Annotated in this window: 16 protein-coding genes and 1 riboswitch; of the genes, 10 read left to right on the top strand and 6 right to left on the bottom strand. The window is 45.0% G+C overall.

Going from position 1 to position 19,972, the window contains the following annotated elements; genetic code table 11:
* Nucleotides 1-131: 131 nt before the first annotated feature.
* The gene (gene bcp / locus DMB88_RS03665) at nt 132-602 is read left to right on the top strand and encodes a thioredoxin-dependent thiol peroxidase (RefSeq protein WP_174715266.1); all 471 of its coding nucleotides are present in this window, start codon (nt 132-134) and stop codon (nt 600-602) included.
* A 170-nt stretch (nt 603-772) separates the two neighbouring features.
* Here bcp and DMB88_RS03670 read toward each other — a convergent pair whose 3' ends face one another.
* The 6 genes from DMB88_RS03670 to DMB88_RS03695 all read right to left on the bottom strand — a co-directional run bounded on the left by DMB88_RS03670 (nt 773) and on the right by DMB88_RS03695 (nt 6,987).
* The gene (locus tag DMB88_RS03670) at nt 773-1,870 is read right to left on the bottom strand and encodes a GerAB/ArcD/ProY family transporter (RefSeq protein WP_128100250.1); all 1,098 of its coding nucleotides are present in this window, start codon (nt 1,868-1,870) and stop codon (nt 773-775) included.
* Nucleotides 1,871-1,912: 42 nt separating this feature from the next.
* Nucleotides 1,913-3,016 (bottom strand): GerAB/ArcD/ProY family transporter, encoded by a 1,104-nt coding sequence (locus DMB88_RS03675; RefSeq protein WP_128100251.1) that lies wholly within the window; start codon nt 3,014-3,016, stop codon nt 1,913-1,915.
* A gap of 17 nt (nt 3,017-3,033) precedes the next feature.
* Nucleotides 3,034-3,270, bottom strand: a complete 237-nt coding sequence (locus DMB88_RS03680) for a hypothetical protein (protein ID WP_128100252.1) — start codon at nt 3,268-3,270, stop codon at nt 3,034-3,036.
* A 9-nt stretch (nt 3,271-3,279) separates the two neighbouring features.
* Nucleotides 3,280-4,485 carry a Ger(x)C family spore germination protein gene (locus DMB88_RS03685; RefSeq protein WP_128100253.1) on the bottom strand — a complete coding sequence of 402 codons (1,206 nt, stop codon included), beginning with the start codon at nt 4,483-4,485 and terminating at the stop codon, nt 3,280-3,282.
* A 15-nt stretch (nt 4,486-4,500) separates the two neighbouring features.
* A complete protein-coding gene (locus tag DMB88_RS03690; protein WP_128100254.1) occupies nt 4,501-6,021 on the bottom strand; it encodes a spore germination protein in 1,521 nt (506 codons plus the stop codon).
* A gap of 309 nt (nt 6,022-6,330) precedes the next feature.
* Nucleotides 6,331-6,987 (bottom strand): DedA family protein, encoded by a 657-nt coding sequence (locus tag DMB88_RS03695; protein WP_128100255.1) that lies wholly within the window; start codon nt 6,985-6,987, stop codon nt 6,331-6,333.
* A gap of 242 nt (nt 6,988-7,229) precedes the next feature.
* On the opposite strand from DMB88_RS03695, the gene DMB88_RS03700 reads away from it, so the two are divergent.
* The 9 genes from DMB88_RS03700 to DMB88_RS03740 all read left to right on the top strand — a co-directional run bounded on the left by DMB88_RS03700 (nt 7,230) and on the right by DMB88_RS03740 (nt 19,732).
* Nucleotides 7,230-7,805, top strand: a complete 576-nt coding sequence (locus DMB88_RS03700) for a polysaccharide deacetylase family protein (protein ID WP_128100256.1) — start codon at nt 7,230-7,232, stop codon at nt 7,803-7,805.
* A complete protein-coding gene (locus DMB88_RS03705) occupies nt 7,805-8,545 on the top strand; it encodes a stalk domain-containing protein (RefSeq protein ID WP_128100257.1) in 741 nt (246 codons plus the stop codon). The genes DMB88_RS03700 and DMB88_RS03705 overlap by 1 nt, the downstream gene beginning before the upstream one ends.
* A gap of 81 nt (nt 8,546-8,626) precedes the next feature.
* Nucleotides 8,627-9,619 carry an AAA family ATPase gene (locus DMB88_RS03710; protein WP_128100258.1) on the top strand — a complete coding sequence of 331 codons (993 nt, stop codon included), beginning with the start codon at nt 8,627-8,629 and terminating at the stop codon, nt 9,617-9,619.
* Complete coding sequence (locus DMB88_RS03715; protein ID WP_128100259.1) at nt 9,616-11,004, top strand: DUF58 domain-containing protein; 1,389 nt, start codon at nt 9,616-9,618, stop codon at nt 11,002-11,004. The genes DMB88_RS03710 and DMB88_RS03715 overlap by 4 nt, the downstream gene beginning before the upstream one ends.
* Entirely contained in the window at nt 10,991-13,303 is a 2,313-nt protein-coding gene (locus tag DMB88_RS03720; RefSeq protein ID WP_128100260.1) for a DUF4129 domain-containing transglutaminase family protein, read from the top strand. The genes DMB88_RS03715 and DMB88_RS03720 overlap by 14 nt, the downstream gene beginning before the upstream one ends.
* Nucleotides 13,304-13,632: 329 nt before the next feature.
* A complete protein-coding gene (gene guaA, locus DMB88_RS03725) occupies nt 13,633-15,171 on the top strand; it encodes a glutamine-hydrolyzing GMP synthase (RefSeq protein WP_128100261.1) in 1,539 nt (512 codons plus the stop codon).
* A gap of 193 nt (nt 15,172-15,364) precedes the next feature.
* The gene (locus DMB88_RS03730) at nt 15,365-17,107 is read left to right on the top strand and encodes a stalk domain-containing protein (RefSeq protein ID WP_128100262.1); all 1,743 of its coding nucleotides are present in this window, start codon (nt 15,365-15,367) and stop codon (nt 17,105-17,107) included.
* A gap of 296 nt (nt 17,108-17,403) precedes the next feature.
* A complete protein-coding gene (locus DMB88_RS03735; RefSeq protein ID WP_128100263.1) occupies nt 17,404-17,655 on the top strand; it encodes a hypothetical protein in 252 nt (83 codons plus the stop codon).
* 422 nt (nt 17,656-18,077) lie between these two features.
* Nucleotides 18,078-18,177: riboswitch (purine riboswitch) on the top strand.
* 178 nt (nt 18,178-18,355) lie between these two features.
* Nucleotides 18,356-19,732 carry an NCS2 family permease gene (locus tag DMB88_RS03740; RefSeq protein ID WP_128100264.1) on the top strand — a complete coding sequence of 459 codons (1,377 nt, stop codon included), beginning with the start codon at nt 18,356-18,358 and terminating at the stop codon, nt 19,730-19,732.
* Nucleotides 19,733-19,972: the final 240 nt, after the last annotated feature.

Here is a 19,972-nt window from a genome sequence, read left to right on the forward strand (position 1 = left end):
GAAAGAGAATCAAAAAAATCTGGGGATAACAGCGATCGGAAGGTTATTCTGTCATCGGAGTGGCAAGTGTAAACATTCTTTAGTTGAACTTACATATTGCAATTGTGAGTGAAAAATGAGGAGGGATTCAGATGACTGTAACCGTAGGCCAGATGGCCCCGGATTTTGAACTTCCGTCCAGTACGGGAGAGAATGTTAAGTTGTCCGATTATCGTGGACAGCGGGTGTTGCTTTATTTTTATCCTAAAGATCTAACTTCTTCTTGCACACAACAAGCCTGTGATTTTCGAGATCGGCATGAAGAGTTTCAAGGATTGAATACTGTCATCTTAGGCATCAGTACGGATCCGATGAAGCAGCACGACAAATTCATTGCCAAGCATGGGCTGCCATTTGCCTTGCTATCGGATGAGGAGCATCAGGTAGCAGAGCAGTATGGCGTATGGCAGCTTAAGAAGATGTACGGCAAGGAATACATGGGCATTGTGCGCTCTACCTTTTTGATTGATGAAGAGGGGAAATTGATAAAGGATTGGTCTAAAGTGCGAGTAAAGGGACATATTGAAGCAGCACTTGAGGCAGTTCGGGAGTTATCGAGCTAGTACAGGGTATTGGAAAATATAAAAGTGGAAAAGGCTGTGTTTGAGGAATGGACGATTCCTTGGAACATGGCCTTTTTGGCTATTTTCAGACGTCTAGAAGAATGGGGCATATTCGCTGCATTGCATTAAAAGGAATGCTCGTCGAACGACTTTTCATTACATAGCCATGTTTAACTTTGTGTAGACTTGCCATTACGGATTCGATGAACCAATAACAGAAGTAATGGGATCACAAAGCCTGTTGTTGTATCCCACAAGAGCCAGGTGTCACCGGTGATGACCATATAGTAGAGCACATTGGGAGCGAGCAGCACGGCCATGGAGAAAAACAGCATAGAGGACGGCAAAATCAGCATTTTATGACTTTTAAGTTGGAACAGTTGGGCGATTCCCGCCACAAACGAATACATGTACAATAGGCTTTTGAAGTAGGTAGAGATCAACCAGGCCGAAGCCATCATCGCCTCAATACGAAGAAAAGAACCTCCGATATTAATTTTTTTGGACAAGAAATAAGAGATGTAAATGTTATGTTGGGTAATAAATGCACCTGCTACTGCCAATGACATCAAAACAAGAAGCGTGAGCATGATACCTGCTGTTAGGGAGGACAATAACAAATCCCGTTTAAGATGGGTCTTTGTGCGGACATAAGGAATAACCATCATAAGTGCAAGTATATCTCCAAAAGGAGAAAAAGCTCCAATCGCAACACCTTTCCAGAATTCAATCAGACTGGAATTAAGTATAGGCTTAATACGAGATAACTCAACTTGTGGCAGGAGGCCTAGGAGCAGGATAAGCATGAACAGCACAAAGATCGGAAGTAGAATCTCGCTGGTGGCACCAATGCTGCTGATTCCTTTGAGAAGAGCCCATGTGAGTGCTGCCACCATCAAGATGATAATTGCTCGAATCGGAGTATTAATGTAAATTTTTGTGGTTAAGAAGTCCCCAACTTCTCTAATACATGTAAAGGCGATCATGGCAAAATAAAATAGGTAGGCTACCGTGAAAACAGTTCCCATCCATTTCCCAAGAATCTTCATACAGATCTGAATAAAACTTAACTCAGGGTAAGTACGGTGAAGTTTATAGATTACGTACACAATGAGTAATCCAAATGGTTGACTTACGAGTGAAGCGAGCCAAGCATCCTGCTTAGCGGAGGCAGCAATCATTGAAGGGTAGATCAAGGTCATGTCGCCAAGGACGACCAGGAAGGTGAGTGCTGTGAACTGTTTAAGTGTAAGCGTTTCGTTGTTCATACCCGGACTCCTTTAAGCGCTCATGATTTTCAGACGGACTGTTCATGATTTCTTTCTGCTGGAAAGAGATTTAATCCAGTGAATCATGAGAAGCAGTCCTGGAAGGATAATGCCGATTGTAGTATCCCAATCCACCCAGTAAGGTACGACGGTGATAATGATATACGTAATCCCGGGCGAGATCAGATTGGCAAGTCCAAAGATCAGCAAGCCAGTAGGTAGAATAAGTCGACGATATTGTTTCATGTTAAACAGTTCAGCGATACCTAGTACAAAGACATAGAAATAGATGCACGCTTTAAAATAAGTAGAGATTAACCAAGCAGAGGCCATAAAGGCTTCAATACGTTGGAAAAAGTCACCAATGTTGATCTTTTGCGACAAAATGAAGGATGCGTAGATATTATGCTGTGTAAGAAAAGCACCTAGAACAAGCATAGATATTGTGACTAGAGATGAGAGGATAAGGCTTCCAATGCCCGCAGCCAGAATAACATCCCTGTTTCGATGAGCGGTTTTGGCAGTGTAGGGAAGGAGCATGAGAATAGGGATAGCCTCGCCCACCGGATAAATGATACTAACCAAGATGCCTTGAGCAATTGTAACGCTAGTGTTCTCTCTGACTGGCTTTAGATTATTGACATCAACCTGGGGTAATAAGCTAACGACAAGAACAACGATAAATACAATAAGCAAAGGTAACAGAAGTTCGCTGGTTCGTCCTAGTGACTCCACACCATGAAAAACGGCCCACACAATAGCAATGACAAATAATAAAATGACAACCCGGATCGGTGTGTATATGAAAATTTGGGTTGTCATGAAATCCCCAACTTCTCGGGTATGGGTGGCAGCTCCGATTACAAAAAAATACAGGTAAAAAAGAGATAGCAGTGTTCCAGGCCAGTAACCTAAAATGGATCTGGAGAGGGATACGAGGTTTTGACCCGGATAGGCGTTGCCCAGTTTAAGGAACATTGCCATGAGACCCATCCCTAAAGGAATACCGATCAGAGCACACATCCAGGCATCCTGTTTCGCATAGGACGTAATTACGGAAGGATAGATCATCATCATGTCGCCAACGACCATCATGATCGTTAGCGTAGCCAATTGTCTCGTTCCAAGCCGCCCTTGCTCAAGCATATCTCCACCCCTTTTAACTAAGTACCTGTCATTCGAGCTAATAACTGATTGATTGGTTCATAGATCCAAACCACGAGCTTTAAGGGACTCGGAAATTCCCACAGATTGACCGCGATGACACTAAACGTGATCCCTGCTAGAAGTAAGACACTATATACTGCCGTTTCTTTCCATTGCTTATTCTTAAACAGGGTTGGGAGATCAATCCAGCCGATGATGATTCCAATCACTACGGCGATAATGGAGAGAACCATGCGATATTATCACTCCTTTAGCTCATTTTGGAATGAGTTATCCAACGTACCCACACGTCTGATTTGTGAATTTGCTTCATAGTTAACCTCAAGGTCTGAGAAATGTTGATCCCAGTTCTCTCGTACCTTTTCAAAATATTTAGGGTTAGTCTGATATATCTCTTGGCCGAATCCAAAGATATCAACGTGGAATTTGCGCCGCACGGAATTGACTGAATTTTTCATTAACTCAATGAGCCGCTCTTCGGATAGTTTCTCTAATTCATGGATGGCTGTCATGGAACCAATCTGAAATTTGCATTCGACCGAGCCAATGGAAGAGACGTTTTTGACTTTAAGATTAATGACCGGTTCTCCACGCATAAATTTTACTTTGCGATCGGTTGAGGTTCGAAGTGTCTTCATCGTTACCGTGCCCTCCGACTTTGGACACTCTACATGACCAACAGTCGTTTTGACATTGCCCTTTACATAATTGAATCCTTTGGACTCTTCCTCGGTTAACCAACCAATCAGTTTGTCCTTTTTAAAGACAGATAGTCCAGTTGTATTGAGGCGTGCAGGCACGATGATGTTCTCGATATTACTCTTTTCCCCGCTTTTGCTAGGATCCCCTATAATCTCCACTCCAGTAATCACGGGTTGTATGCCTGGGGATAGCATTGTATCAATTAGTTCGTCTCCGGTTACCGTGGTGGTAGGTGCCCAGATCTTGGCGGAGACATCAAGCGAATTAAATAACTTTTCCGCAGGAATGTTATCGAGTGGCGTGAGCAAATCGAGAACCTTCGAAGCTTGGGTCTTCCTTGCCACCATAACGTAATAGTCAGGACGAACGGTAGGCTCACGCATGAGTCCCTCCATAACGTCATAAATCCCTTCTTCCCTTGCATACTCTTCCCCGAACACAAGAATTCGGACATGTGCCATGAAGATTCGACGCGGACTTGTTTCGGTCAACTTTTGAATGGCTTCCAGCATAGAGTCTGCCGTGGCTTGGTACTGTGTAACCGGCGTACCTCTTCCTCCACCAGATTTGGAAGAGATTTCGGCAGGCACAACAACTTGAGCACTAACCTTTATTTTGTCGCCGTCCTTGTCGATACCTAGACCCAGCATAATACCAAGTTGGTTAAGCTCCTGACGATCCCAACATCCGGTTAGGAGAGGGAGCACTACGAGAAAGCAGGATATAAGGCGTAAGGATGTCTTCATGTCATGTTCTCCTGACTATCGTTGTTGCTTCTTTTTTTTAGGGGGCTGTCTGTTGACGTTCGGTGATTTTGTAGATTGTGGACGAGTTCTCATATCAGGCCACGGTACCCGGAACAACGTATCTTTTAAGTCACTCTGAATGAAGGGAGCAAAAGGTGACATGTACGATACACCGAATGAACGAAGCGAACACAGATGAGTGACAGTAATAAGCAGTGCAATCAAGATGCCGTAGAAACCAAAGGCAGCCGCCAGCATCATCAGCACAAAGCGTAAGATCCGGACAGAGATCGATAGACCGTTCTCTGGAATGACATAACTTGAAATCGCGGTAATGGAAACGATAATGACCATTGCTGCTGAGACGACCCCAGCATCAACCGCTGCTTGACCGATAACAAGTGTACCTACGATGGAGACAGCCTGACCGACCGTTTTGGGAATTCGGATACCCGCTTCTCGCAAGATTTCGTAGGTTAACTCCATGAGTATTGCCTCAATGAACGCTGGGAAGGGTACACCTTCACGTTGTGCAGCGAGGCTGATCAGCAGATTGGTCGGTAACATCTCTTGGTGAAAGGTTGTGATGGCAATGTAAAAGGATGGAGCTAGTAGAGCAATAAAAAATGCCAGGTACCGAATCATACGAATCAGTGTACTAATATCTGCCCGTTGATAATAATCCTCGGGGGATTGAAAGAAATGTACAAACAAGGCCGGAACAAGCAATACAAAAGGGGTACCGTCCACAATAATGGCAACTCGACCTTCAAGCAGTGCAGCAGCTACAGAATCGGGGCGTTCGCTGTTATAGACCGTCGGGAAGATGGTGCGTGTCTCATCCTGAACAAACTCCTCTATATATCCGCCCTCCAGGATGCCATCGATATCGATCTGATCCAGACGTGTTCTGAGCTCTTCAACGACATCATTGTTGACCGTACCCTTGATGTAGAGTACAGCGATTCTTGTTTTGGTGATCTGTCCAATTTCTCTTTCTTCAATCCAGAGGCGAGAATCCCGTATTTTTCTACGAATCATCGCTGTATTTGTACGTAAATTTTCATTAAATCCTTCCATGGGGCCACGGACAACAGTCTGAGAAATAGGCTCGCTGACAGAGCGATCTTCCCATCCGGCAGCTCCAATCTTGAGACCACGCACGGAACCCTCAATTAACAGAATGGCAAAGCCTGCAATCATGGCATTTAATGCATCATTCATATCCTCAATAAGCAATACTTCACTAGCGGCAAGAACATCGTTTTGCAGGTATATCAGATGTTCATCATCTACTGAGAAATCAGGGAGTTCCCGTCGCTGTAGCAATGATTCAAGAATAGCCTGATTTAATATTTGTACATCAACGAGCCCATCAATATATAGCAGAACGGCAGGCCATTTGTGCAAGCATTGAAAAGGGCGGATCATCAAGTCATTACTGTGTCCCATCATTTCTTTGCAGTACTCTATGTTTTGACTCAGATTCGGATGGATCTGCTGTGATGTCTCATGACTCTGCGCATCGATGCTCATCTTCGATCCCCCCTTACATCCTTTATTTGCAAAGTAGTATGACCTGAATGAATACAGATTATGACAACAAAGTGAAGGTAACGAAGAGGTAACATAAATTGACTCGAATCATACAGATTACATAGAGCAATACGTTGACAGTGGATTTAGGGAATGGTTGAGGGTTTGGAGTAGTCATGGGCTTCTCCGGCTATAGTGCGGTATCGTATGTTTATTTTCGTGAGCAAGGTTATTTAAGACGTAGAAAAAATAAAAAAAAGAAGCTGCATAGTCTGCGGCTCCTTGTCATGGGATGTGTGGAAACGACGTTCAGTCTGCATTTTGTTTTTGCCGTTGGGGAACAGGGGCGCTTTTCTTCATGTTGCGGTGACTCCAGACCGTGCGGTAACGGTAGACCACAGCGACTAATAATAGAAGTCCAACACCAGCTAGGAGGTACGCGGAGTACTGATGCGCGAGCTGAAATACGACGTTCCACTGAGGGCCAAATAATTTGCCGATGCCTAAAAATAAGACGACCCAGAATAACGCACCCGAGTATGCATAGAGAGCGAATTTACGAAAGGGAATGGCAGCAATGCCTGCAAAATAACCTGTAAAGTGTCGTACACCTGGAATGAAATAGCCAATGAAGATCAAGCCGTTACCGTATTTGCCAAACCATTTTTGCGTTTTATCCAGCTTGTCCTGCTTCAGTAAAAACCATTTCCCATAGCGGGTTATAAACGGCAGCCCTGCCTTAGCTCCAATAAAATACGTGATGGTCATGCCGATCGTTGTTCCTAGAAACGCAAGGATAAGAAGGATTCCGAAGTCGAGCTGTCCTTTGTATGATAAATAACCTGCATAGGCCATCGTTGTTTCTCCTGGGAAGGGGAGGGCAATGAACTCAAGCAACAGTCCAAAAAATAATACACTGTATCCGTAGGATCCAAATAAATGTTGGATCTTCTCAAGCAATTCCAATACTTTTCACTCTCCTGAAGTTAAGGTGTGAGTTACGAGCGAACCATAACTCTCGGGGCACGTCTTGTTTAGGATATGCTACCTAATTCATGGCCAAGAATCAATCGTAATCCATACGATAAAGATCCCAAAAATTATAGTGAAGAATGACGTCTTTTTTTCACATGCCCTCCATATAATTCTAACAAATCCGCTGAAGTCTATCAGCAAATTTACTAGAAACGTTGGAGGTTGATTCATAAATGACGCAGATCATGGAATCGAGAATCAGTGTAGAAGTAGATATGCCCGTGAATGGTACCCAAAAACATACATGTAGGCTTCCCCAATGGATTACGTTCCTAGTCCGGGTGGCAATAACGATAAGCCTGTTTACGACATGCGCGGGGATAACCAACATTTCTTATGCTTCAGGTTCTAATGTACCCACTCCCAGCGAGAATAATAATCAGAAGAAGACGGTCTATCTAAGTTTCGATGATGGCCCTGGAGTACATACTCGGGAAGTGCTAGATATTTTGAGTAAAGAGGAGATCCCCGCTACGTTCTTCGTACTTGGTGAGCAGGCGCAGCGAAATCCGGAACTTATTCGAGCAATTGTAGAAGACGGACATGCAGTGGGAAATCATACTTTTAATCATAATTACAAGCAATTATATAGTGATTTTAAAGAGTTCTGGAAACAGATTAAACAGACGGAAGAAGTGATATATGGAATCACCGGGTTACGTCCTAATCTGGTTAGAGCACCGGGTGGGAGCTACGGTCACTTTGATCAAAGCTATTTCGACCTGTTGCAGCAAGGGGATATACCGTAATGGATTGGAATGTGGACAGTGGAGATTCCAAACGTAAAGGTGTGCCTGCAAGCGAAATTTTACGTAATGCCACCAAGGTGCCTGCTGGAACCAGCTCGGTTATTGTATTGATGCATGATGGAGGAGCACACGCCGAAACGGTAAAAGCTTTGCCGGAAATTATCCGGTATTACAAAGAGCAAAACTATCAATTCGATACGATTAAAGCTTCCGATGAACCTGTCCAATTTCGCGTTAAGTCGGATGGGGCATATGCTTCTCGTAAAGCACCTGGCAAAGCATGGATTGCTGAGCATGTAGAGTCCAATTCAGAGTTGTGGCTGGCAGGTATGGAACTAAAGGTTGAAATAGGGATGGCGGCAGCAACTTTGCGATCAGGAGAATTTCGTGTAGAAGAGCAGCAGATCATGGTGCCATTGCGAATCTTCATGAAGAAGTTCGGCAGTAATGCACGTTGGGATGCAGAGACAAGAACGGCTTCGGTGGTCTGGAAAGATCGAACCATCTACGCTAACAGCATCAGTGGGGAGTTAACTTCAGGACGATTAGGGCAAGCGGGAGATAACGTGAAGGGGAAGGTTCGAAGCCAGGGCGGTACAACTTGGGTTCCACTTCGAGATCTGTTAGAAGAGATGGGACTGAGCGTACAATCGATGAAGTCCAATAAAGTAGAGTGGACGGTGAAGGCGAACATCCCTGTGGCTGCTGTGGGAAGGGGAAATCTTACAATCTACGTCTAATCTCTCAACTTCCGGGCAACACTAAAATCATAGATTACTATGACTTAGAAATGCCGATGAAATGGAAGGGGAACGAGTGATATGACATATATGCGAATAGAACATGTGCATGCGGTGGAGTTATTAAATAGAGTAATCAAACGAGTCGAGACTGCCATTATTGGTAAGAACCAAGAGATTCAATATGTGCTTACGGCAATGCTCGGTGGTGGCCATACACTTCTGGAGGATGTACCAGGCACAGGCAAAACGATGTTAGTTCGTGCTATGGCTTCTGCGCTTGACTGTTCCATGGGACGCATTCAATTTACTTCGGATGTTATGCCGGCAGACGTAATGGGTACCTCGATATATCATCCACCTACAGGGGAGTTCACGTTCCGCCCTGGTCCGGTGATGTCTAATTTCGTGTTGGCCGATGAGATCAATCGGGCTTCGCCCCGAACCCAGTCGGCTCTACTAGAAGCGATGGAAGAGCGCCGAGTTACGGTTGATGGTACAACGTATACGTTACCGCGTCCTTTCTTTTTGCTAGCGACTCAGAATCCGTTGCAGTTTGAGGGCACATACCGTTTACCCGAAGCACAGCTTGATCGTTTCATGATTAAGATTGGACTCGGATACCCTGAGCCTGAACAAGAAGTAGAGCTGTTAACGCGGATGCAAAATAGAGAATCCAGCTTGGCAAGTCCACCGGTCATGCTTGCAGAAGAAGTGGTAGCGATGCAACGTGAGGTTCGGCTGGTACATGTTGATGCGGTCATTAAGCAATACTTGGTCTCTGTCGCTGTAGCGACACGTAGCCATCCATCCGTGAGACTTGGAGTTAGTCCTCGGGGCACACTTGCCTGGATGGTTGCCACACAGGCCTTTGCCTATCTTCGAGGACGCAGTTATGTGATTCCGGATGATGTCAAAGAGATGGCAATTCCTGTACTTTCCCATCGCATTCAGCTTAAATCCCAGAATAGAACAGAGGGTTCATGGTCACAGGAGCAGGTGATTCATGAGGCGCTGTCTTCCGTTCCGATTCCGGTTCAGTTGTCTGCACAGGGAAGGGGACGGAGGCAATGAGCACATTTGCCGGGCGTCTAATCAATGCAGCCCTTATCTTGGCTTTTGGCTCCCTCTTCATATGGCATGGAGGCAAATCGGCACTGTTTCTCTTCGTCATCACACTTCTGATCGGAGTTAGTGGAGTAGTTATCCATGCCTGTGGTCCACGTAACATTGATATTCGTAGACATCTGCAATCCAAGCGTATGTTATCTGGGGAAACCATTCATGTGCGAGTCGAGCTGGAATTCAGAAGCCGCATTCCGCTGTTATGGGTTGTTCTGTGCGAGAATACACCTGCTGGTGTGCATCGCAAATGTTTTTTTCCAGGGATGCAGCGGCAATTCACCTATCAATATCAGTTGTCTGGGTTGAGAAGGGGTATCTATGAATGGGATAACGGTAGATTATATTGGGGAGATATTTTCGGTTGGAATACGTTATCTGCGGAGACGAGTGGAGGAACCTCGCTGATCGTTGTGCCTTCTGTCACGGTCACTGAACATGCAGAGAGCCTTATCACGACATCTACAGTTGCAGGAGAGGGACAGCTGTCCGAGCAGAGAAGTCTGCAGGGAAGCCGGGGTCATGAGTTCCGCGATTATCAGCATGGTGATCCAATGAAACGAATCCACTGGAAAAGTACAGCCAAAACCGGGAGACTTCAGACGTTTATCCCTGAAACGATGGAATCACCATCGCTTCAAATTTGGGTATATGAAGACCAGGCAGGTTATGCGCAGCCCTGGGATGATTCAAGCAATCATCCGGCTTTTGAACGGGTTATCAGTATGGCAGCAAGGTGGATTCATCAAGCTGATCTGGATGGTATTCCGTATCAACTGTGGTCAAGCGACAGAGAAGGTCTTGTTCGTGAACAGACGTATAGATTCGGTGAGATGCCATCTGCTGATGATTTGGAGCGCTCTCTGGATCGGTTAGCGCAGGCACGGATTATCCAGACTTCGCAAGCTGTTTCCGGCTTGATGGATCGGACGATGCTAGAACATATGCCGACTGGATCGCGTGTTATTGTGCTCAGTGGACGAATGGATGCGGCTCTATATCAATGGGTGCTAGATGCTATGAGTCTAGGAGTCCAGGTAGAGGTGCAATTAACGGAGACAACAGGTACAGGTCTAACTTCCCATCGGAAACTTGATATAGGAATGAATTCGACTTCGGGTAAGACTGATAATGCAGGCATCAGTAAGAAATGGGGATTTTCAATTCGGAGTACCTCGAACCTGCGTATTCAAACTGATTCCCAATCGCCTATACTTCAAGCCCAGTCCGCAGTGTGGCTAGAGCAGCTTCAGCAGTGTGGGGTACAAATCTGCAACGTGGCAGAGCATAAAATACCTCCTGTAGGAAAGGTGGTGGTTACGGATGTGGGAGCATAGTCCGAACCGACACTCACAATCCAGTGAATCTGCTGGAGGAGGCTTGTCATACTTTAATCTGGACAACAGAACTAAAGAGACAGAAGCAGAGCCTGTTAAGTATAGGTTATTCATCTGTACACTGCTGCTGCTAATGTCTCTGGAATGGATCTACCCCGTGACCTCTTCCGGGCAGCAGGGAAGTGAGCGTTTTTTATTGGTTATGGCCGGATTAACTGCCGCACTGCTTGTGGTGGGATTATTTCGCACCGGTTGGATTGCAGGCACGGTGGTTCGATTATGTATTGCTTTTGTTGCGCTATGTCTGATGTACGGTGGACAAGATCCACTTGGATGGGGAATCACGTACCCTGGGACGCTAAGATCAGATTTGGATGCCTTTATGCAAAGTGGGCGTTTTTATAGCATAAGTACAGAAACACGAGGGTTCTTCATGATGTTTGGCTGGAGCATGCTGATCACCTCGGTGCAATCTCTAGTTTTGCTGCGTCTGAGTGTCATGTTATTTGGTGGGGCCACGCTGGTATATTTGATGCTACTTGAATCTCTAGCTGGACTGGATGTCTACGCGTCCATCGTACGATCGGTACTTTGGATCATGCTGATTCAGGCTCTCTTGCAGCTACTCCGTTTATCTGGTGGCGTTACCACACCGCGCTATGCACTGAATCCTTATGGACGCTGGAGTATCGTGACTGTACTTGCCGTCATGGGGATGGTTTCTTTCTCTGGATTGCCAGGTCACTTTAATTCAATCTCTCAACCTGAGCGTATATCTCTTGATGAGATTGGTGAACGACTGGCACACTGGGCAGGCTATAACGCAGGAGATAGTATTCCTGCGGCAGCATCAGTAACAGGATATAGCACTGCCGATGCCCCTATGGGTGCGCCTTTGACCCAAGGGGATACAGTCTTTTTCGTGGCGAAAAGTCCAGAACCGACGTATTGGCGCGGGGAGACTCGCTCATATTATAACGGCAGCACGTGGAGTGATCCTGCGCAAAGTTTCGAAACGGCCAGTCCTTCCGGGTTACTGCGTACAGATGGATGGGAGAATCAGAACTATTGGACTCGCATTCGGCAAACTGTTACGATGCAGCGGGAGTGGAAGGGGCCGAATCCACTCTTTACGGGCGGAATACCGCTCAATGTATCGTTTCAGGATAGTGAAAGCGTCAATGAGAAAACCATGCTCTCGCTTCTGTCGAACAGGGATTCAGCGACGCTGTGGCTGTCAGGTTCAGGCCGCCGTGTATCCGTTAAACGTTATGCAGCAGATGTTATGATTCCTACAGCCAAGCCAGAGCATTTACGTCTTCTGGAAAGGAAGCAACGGAGTATAGATCCTGCCGAAATTCGTAGAACTTACCTACAGCTTCCGGACTCACTGCCAGGGCGTGTGCGCTCTTTGGCAGATGAGATTGTGAAAGGGAGCGAGACACGATACGATGCGGTGCATGCAGTCCAGACGTATTTGGCTAATCATGCTGAATACACACTGGATACACGTATGCCTCCGCGTGGAACGGATTTTGTGGATGATTTCCTGTTTGTCACGAGGCAGGGGTACTGCAATCATTTCTCAACAGCGATGGTTGTCCTTCTACGTGCAGAAGGTATTCCGGCACGTTGGGTCAAAGGATTTGGCACAGGGGAGCTGGACCCTAAAGTTCCGGGGCAGTACACGATTACTCAAGGTGATGCTCACTCTTGGGTAGAAGTGTATTTTCCAGGCGCAGGCTGGATGCCGTTTGAGGCAACGCCTGGCTTTGTTATACCGCAGGCGAAGGCGAGTGCTGACGCCGAAGCTACGCTGCTTCAGGATGCAGGGGCGCAGCCGCGACTGGATCCGTGGTCTGGTACGAGCGCTTGGCTGCTGGCTCGCGCCCAGGCCTTTGTCGCGGCGCCTTGGCTCACCGCGACGGCACTTGCGGTAGCGGCGGCATTGTGCGCCGCTGTAGCCTTTGGCGTGCGGCGGCTTCGCCCCGCGCTGCCACTGAGGCTGCTGCTGGCATGGCCGCGCAGCAGCTTTCCAGACCGGGAGCGGCTGCTACGCGCCGCCGCTCCGGTCTGGCCCGCGCTTGCGCGGCAGTACGGCCCGCGGCCGCCGGGCATGACGCTGCGGGAATACGCAGCGTCACCCGCCGTGGTCGCAGGCACGGACAGCGCGGACATCGCGCGGTTTGCAGCCGACTGGGAACGGCTGCTGTACGGTCCAGAGCGTCCGCTGCGCGCGGACAGTCTGGACTTCCTGCGCCGGGCGCTTCGGCTAGCCCGGCGGTTGCCAAGGCGCTAGCTAAACGGCAAGGCCCACGTTTAGCCGCCTGTTCACGGACGCCTCTCTTTGCCTAGCGGCGAACGAGGCGTCTTTCCGCGCTAACCTTGAAGCATTGGTTAGGTTACTATTGATTAGAGGTGCTTTTATTCAAGAAGAAGGTGTGGAAAGAGCAGGAAAGAATGTGGAACTGGATTGAACAAAAGTGCAGTTGCACTACGAAAAGAAGCATTCTTTCGTTCTCCATTCATGTTGCTCATAAATTGTCGAATAAAGGAGTTTAGCCTTTCCTTGACGGTATGTTTTGTCGTTGCGTATAATTAGTTTCATTAATTGAGGGAGGCACGGTAATGAATAAGCAGAATGAAATTGTGGTTGTCCTTGACTTTGGGGGCCAATACAACCAGTTAATCGCCAGAAGAATCCGGGATCTTGGCGTATACAGCGAGCTTTTGCCGTATAATACACCGGCTGAGAAGATCGCAGAATTGTCACCAAAAGGAATCGTATTCTCCGGAGGTCCGTCCAGCGTGTACGCTGAGAATGCGCCGCACGTAGATCCAGGTGTATATGATCTTGGACTTCCAATCTTCGGAATCTGTTATGGCATGCAGCTTATGGCTCAACAGCTTGAAGGTAAAGTAGAACGTTCCGAGAAGCGTGAGTATGGTAAAGCAGACCTTGAGTTTGCTGCAGGTGCAGCATTGGCACAAGGCATTGAAGGCGAACATACTGTATGGATGAGTCATGGTGACCATGTTGTTACGCTTCCTCCGGGTTTCAAACTGGATGCAGGCACGGAAAGTGCGCCAATCGCTGCGATGAGTAACGATGAGCGCAAATTGTATGCTGTTCAGTTCCACCCAGAAGTGCGTCACTCCGTTCGTGGTAACGACATGATTAGCAACTTCTTGTTTAATATCTGTGGTTGCGAAGGCAACTGGACTATGGAAACTTTCATCGATGACACGATCAGAGACATCCGTGAAAAAGTAGGCGACGGTAAAGTGCTGTGCGCACTCAGTGGCGGCGTAGATTCCTCCGTTGTAGCTGCTTTGTTACACAAAGCGATCGGTGATCAACTGACATGTATGTTTATCGACCACGGTCTGTTGCGCAAAGGCGAAGCTGAAAGCGTAATGGAGACGTTTGTTGGTAAGTTCGACATGAAAGTTGTCAAAATCGATGCACAAGAGCGTTTCATGTCCAAGCTGGCTGGTGTGGATGATCCAGAGCAAAAACGTAAAATTATCGGTAACGAGTTTATTTACGTATTTGACGAAGAGTCCAAGCAGTTCGACGATTTCGAATTCCTGGCGCAAGGTACACTCTACACGGACATCGTGGAAAGTGGTACGGCAACAGCTCAGACCATCAAATCTCACCACAACGTGGGCGGTCTGCCGGAAGACATGAACTTCAAACTGATCGAACCGCTGAACACGCTGTTCAAGGATGAAGTGCGTAAAGTAGGTACAGAGTGCGGCTTGCCAGACGAAATTGTACACCGTCAACCGTTCCCAGGACCAGGTCTTGCGATCCGTGTTCTTGGAGAAGTGACGGAAGAGAAACTGCAAATCGTTCGTGATTCCGACTACATTCTGCGTGAAGAAATCGCCAAGGCCGGTCTTGACCGCGAAATCTGGCAATACTTCACAGCATTGCCGAACATGAAGAGTGTTGGCGTTATGGGTGACGCTCGTACGTATTCCTACACTGTAGGTATCCGTGCCGTAACATCCATCGACGGTATGACAGCAGACTGGGCACGTATCCCTTGGGACGTATTGGAGAAAATCTCCGTGCGGATCGTTAACGAAGTGGATAACGTAAACCGGATCGTCTATGACGTAACTTCCAAACCACCTGCAACGATTGAGTGGGAATAACACCTGAAACAATGATTATTAATAATTACTCGCTTTTTATTTGTGTTACTTAGACAAATAAAAGCGAGTTTTTTTTGAAAAGAAAATGAAGTGCAAATTTTCATTTATTAATCTATTGTGAGAGTTATACCGATGATATGTAATAGAAATCAGACGCAAGTCGAGTATGTAAATTTGAGGAGGTTATTGGATTTTGAGAAGAATATATGTTGTCTTAATAGCAGTGCTCATATTACTTCCTTTCAGTGTTCAGGCAAATGCAAGTGAACGTGCAACAGAGGTGTATATTGATGGGGTAAAGATTAAGTTTGGGATGGATCCTGTTATGCAGAAAGGGACTACATATGTTCAGTTTAGGCCCATTTTTGAAGGGCTTGGGTATCAAGTGACTTGGGAAGGCATTGTAAATACAGTTGTAGCCGAAAAGGATGGCTCACGTATAGAACTTTCTGTCGATAATGGTTATGCTTTCCTTGATTATGAAATTAAAAAAATGAGTTCTCCTCCTATAATGAAGTACGGATATACGCTTGTCCCTGTTCGATTAATTAGTGAGTATAGCGGTAAAGACGTAAAATGGGATCCAGTGAATAGAGCCATACATATTACATCCAAAGAGGAACAAGTTAAAAAGGGTTGTAAAAATTTAATGGAATGCATTGAATCGGGGCAGGATAATGAGTTAGAGCAAATTCTAACAACTGGTAATACAACGATAACGATGGCGGATTTTGAGCAAGCGTTGATTTCTAAAAATGAAAAGGCAATTCGTCTGTTTTTGGAGCAAGGATATGATTTAAGGGCTTTGGCATCCAGTACACAGTCAAAGTGGTTTACGATAGCCGTGGAGAATAATTCATATAATATTATGGAACTTCTAATAGATGGTGGGATTACCCCGGATATAAGCTTTAATAACCTGTTCCAGCCTACGGCACTTGTATATGCGGTCAAGAATAATGATCTTGAATTAGTAGAATTTTTACTGAAGAAAGGCGCTGATCCACTCAAGGAGCACTCATCGCCGTCTTATGACTATTCTACAGCAATAAATTTAGCTTATAAGTTGGGTTATACCAATATTTATAACTCACTCATGAATAGTGCGCGTTCATCTCAGACGCCTCCAAGTGGATTGAGTATTAATAATATTAATGATTTAAGAGATCACGTTAGGCAGTATTATGGCAAATTGAACACAGATCTAGGGATTGTTGTATTGAATTACTCCGTTGAAGAAAATACAAGAGATATGTATACGTATGATTATAAAATAACTTTCAGGGGCAATGTATTCATTGATGAAAGTTTTGGAATTAAAACTAATCCAATGAGCATTGAGGATTTACTCCAGGATGTAAGATTCACAGCAGCACAAAAAGAGTCGTTTGTAAGAAAATTGAGGGACTTTACAGAAAAAAATGCCAAAGAATTGATTTCTCTAATGCCAGGTAAAAAAATCACAGGTGGGTTTTACACTTCTACATCATTCGTTCCAGACGGAATTCCAAGAGAATTAAGAAGCTTGGCTAGTGAAGTGTTCGGTTCTTATAAAAATCAGTTCTTAACTTGGACGAATTATACACCAGATAATGCTTATTATTATCACGAAACGAAAACAAGTGATTTTCATTGGTTTGGTTTTTACGATAATACGAATCTTACAACAGATGTGCCTTTAAAGAGTATCTCAATACCAGTTCAGAATTATGAAATAAACGTAGGCGAGTCATTTTCTATTCCCTATGCAGTTCTTCCCGAAGGAGCTACAAATGTAGAATTAGAATGGACAATTCTAAATCCAGATATTCTTAGTATTGATTCAAACGGAACCGTTACAGGTTTGAAGAAGGGACTGACATCCATTAAGGTGAATTCAAAACAAGATCCAAGAATATTTGAATTTACTTTAGTTTGGGTAAAGGACACTCTTTAAAAATAGTCATATATAATTGAATTCAACTTATATTATTGGTTACACCGTTATGTAAGACCCAAACTCCCTTTCAGCCGCGTTAACCCGTGAATGAAAGGGGGTTCTTGGTTTAATTATTTTATTTTTCACAACAAAGCGATTAAGACTATTCATCATATACTATATTTTAATTGCTTATTTAGCTCCGTTTCAGCTATTTTTCATATTCAGTTGATAGGATGACGAAAGTGATGATAAATAGTGATAAGGATGAATTACGCTTGTAGGAGTGCTGCAACTGAAAGGAGATTGAGTGTATGCGTAAAACCGACAATATGAGCAAATGGAAGATGGGCATTGGAAGTGCATTTCTGATGGTGATGCTGGCAGGATGCGGTTCTGGGGTGCAGGATCTGGCTTCCGGTTCTGGTGATTTTTCATTTGTGAACTTAGAGGCGGCGGATACATCTTCCGATCAGACCAGAAACCAGGAAGTATCCTCTGACGTAACAACAAACACAGATCAGAGCCAAAACAAGCTATACGATGTTCAACAGACGGAAATATAATCGACGTAGGACTGATGTAAGAGAAGTATCTGACTGTGTCACAAGTTACTTTACAGGCTTAATATTAAATTTTTGCTCTAATAAAAGACAGGGCTATCGTTTATAAGGAATAACTGTATTGTTCATCTTCTCGACATGCTTATATGAACACAAGCTACCTTTATTGAAGCATTGGTTTTGCTTTGAAAAAGGTAGCTTTTTAATATGCTGTTAACTATATATCGTAGTGAAATGGAGTCTGACAAAATGGACATATTCTACTAGAAAAATAGCTGAGAAACTCAAAGGTAATTGGTTTGTAAACCGCTAACCTGGTTCTTTCTGTTAAATAATACGAACGATATGTAGGGTGCATGGAAGTAACATTCGTTTTTATCATTGACAAAATAGAACCCGCCCTCCTAAAATAGTGATGGGAAACAAACAAATAGCGCATACTAATTCGTATAATCCTGGGGATTGGCCCGGGAGTCTCTACGAGATCACCCTAATGATCTGGCTACGAAGAGGAGCAGGCTAAGCACATAAATTCTACATGATTGCGTCTTACATCACACACGCACATTAGAATTTTTTTGTTCTTGGTCAAAAGGCTTTAGTGCCGCTCCTAGTCAAGCTGAGCTCTGGGGATATAACATCTTCAGGGTCATTTGTCGTTTTTCAATATGGCTTCAACATCTCTAAGGGGAGTAAGTGAATTATGGATCGTTTCTTTAAACTCAAAGAAAACGGAACAAATGTTAGAACGGAGATTGTTGCGGGTCTGACCACCTTTATGACAATGGCTTACATTCTTTTTGTAAACACGTTGTTTCTAGGTTCTAATGGGGCGGGAATGTCCGATAATGCCGTATTTTTTGCAACGGCCGTCGGCGCTGGATTAATGACAATTATTATGGGATTGTTCGTAAATATTCCGATTGCGCTCGCACCGGGCATGGGATTGAATGCGTACTTCATGACAGTGGTTCTTAGCTCGAATGGTGCAATTACTTGGCAGGCAGCTCTTGGAGCTGTGTTCCTTTCAGGTATCGTGTTCATTATTTTGACCGTGACTAGAGTACGGCAAATGCTGCTCGTTGCCGTACCGCAATCGATTAAAATGGCTATCACAGTCGGTATTGGTTTGTTTATTACGATTATTGGTTTCAAATTGGCTAACTTAGTAGCAGTAACCGTGAACGTAGCGCCAGATGCAGATCTGAGCCAACCGATTCCAGGTAGTAGCTTCAACCTTTCACTGGGTAACTTCGTAACACATCACGATGCACTACTTGCTCTTATTGGTTTGCTGCTTATTGCTATTCTGATGGTTATGCGAATCAAAGGAGCTCTCTTGATTGGGATCGTGGCAACAACGTTGATCGGGATTCCGATGGGAGTTACTAATCTGAGTGGATTGACTGGTGCAAGCTGGTTGCCTAACTTTAGTGACCTGGCTGTAGGACAATTGGATCTTAAGGGTGCAATTAGCCTAGGTTTGTTTGAAATCATCTTTATCTTTACCTTTGTTGAATTGTTCGACACGTTCGGCACAATGGTAGGGACAGCAACACGTATGGGCATTATGAAAGATAAGAAAAAAGGCGAGAAAACGATCGGTAAAGCGATGCTCGTCGATGCAGTTGGTGTCAGCGCAGGTGCGGCATTGGGTACAAGTACAATTACTGCATATGTTGAGAGTGCTTCTGGTGTTGAAGCGGGTGGACGTACAGGACTGACTTCTGTGACTACGGGTCTGTTGTTTATTCTTGCACTGTTCATCGCTCCGTTGGCACTGGTTGTTCCTTCTGCTGCGACTGCTCCAGCGCTGATCATTGTAGGTGTACTGATGATGAGTCAGGTTCGTAGCATTGAATGGGATGACTTCCTGCAAGCTTTCCCTGCGTTCCTTACCATTGTGTTAATGCCTTTCACAGGTGGAATCGCGAACGGAATCTCTGCGGGTATCGTATCTTATGTAATTTTGGCGGTATTCAGTAACTTGGTAACAGAACGCAAAGTGAAGATTCACTGGTTGATGTGGATCTTGGCGATTATCGTAATATGCCGGTACGTATTTATGGGCGGCGAATAATCAAGCGATTGAAATTAAACTTGTATCAAAATTGAAGAAGAAGCTAACGCAATGGCATCTTGCCAGAGCGTTGGCTTCTTTTTTTTGTTTCCTTCTATATAAATTAAGAAGCAATTGAACTGTAATGCTATGATTTATGTTTATACTTTCACTTCAATGGTGGTGACTAATGATGTGAAGTATACATCTAATAGATCGTTGTAGTGTAGTGGCTGGGAAAGGTGCATTATGAAACGATGG

Source organism: Paenibacillus sp. DCT19, from assembly GCF_003268635.1.
Lineage (GTDB): Bacteria > Bacillota > Bacilli > Paenibacillales > Paenibacillaceae > Paenibacillus.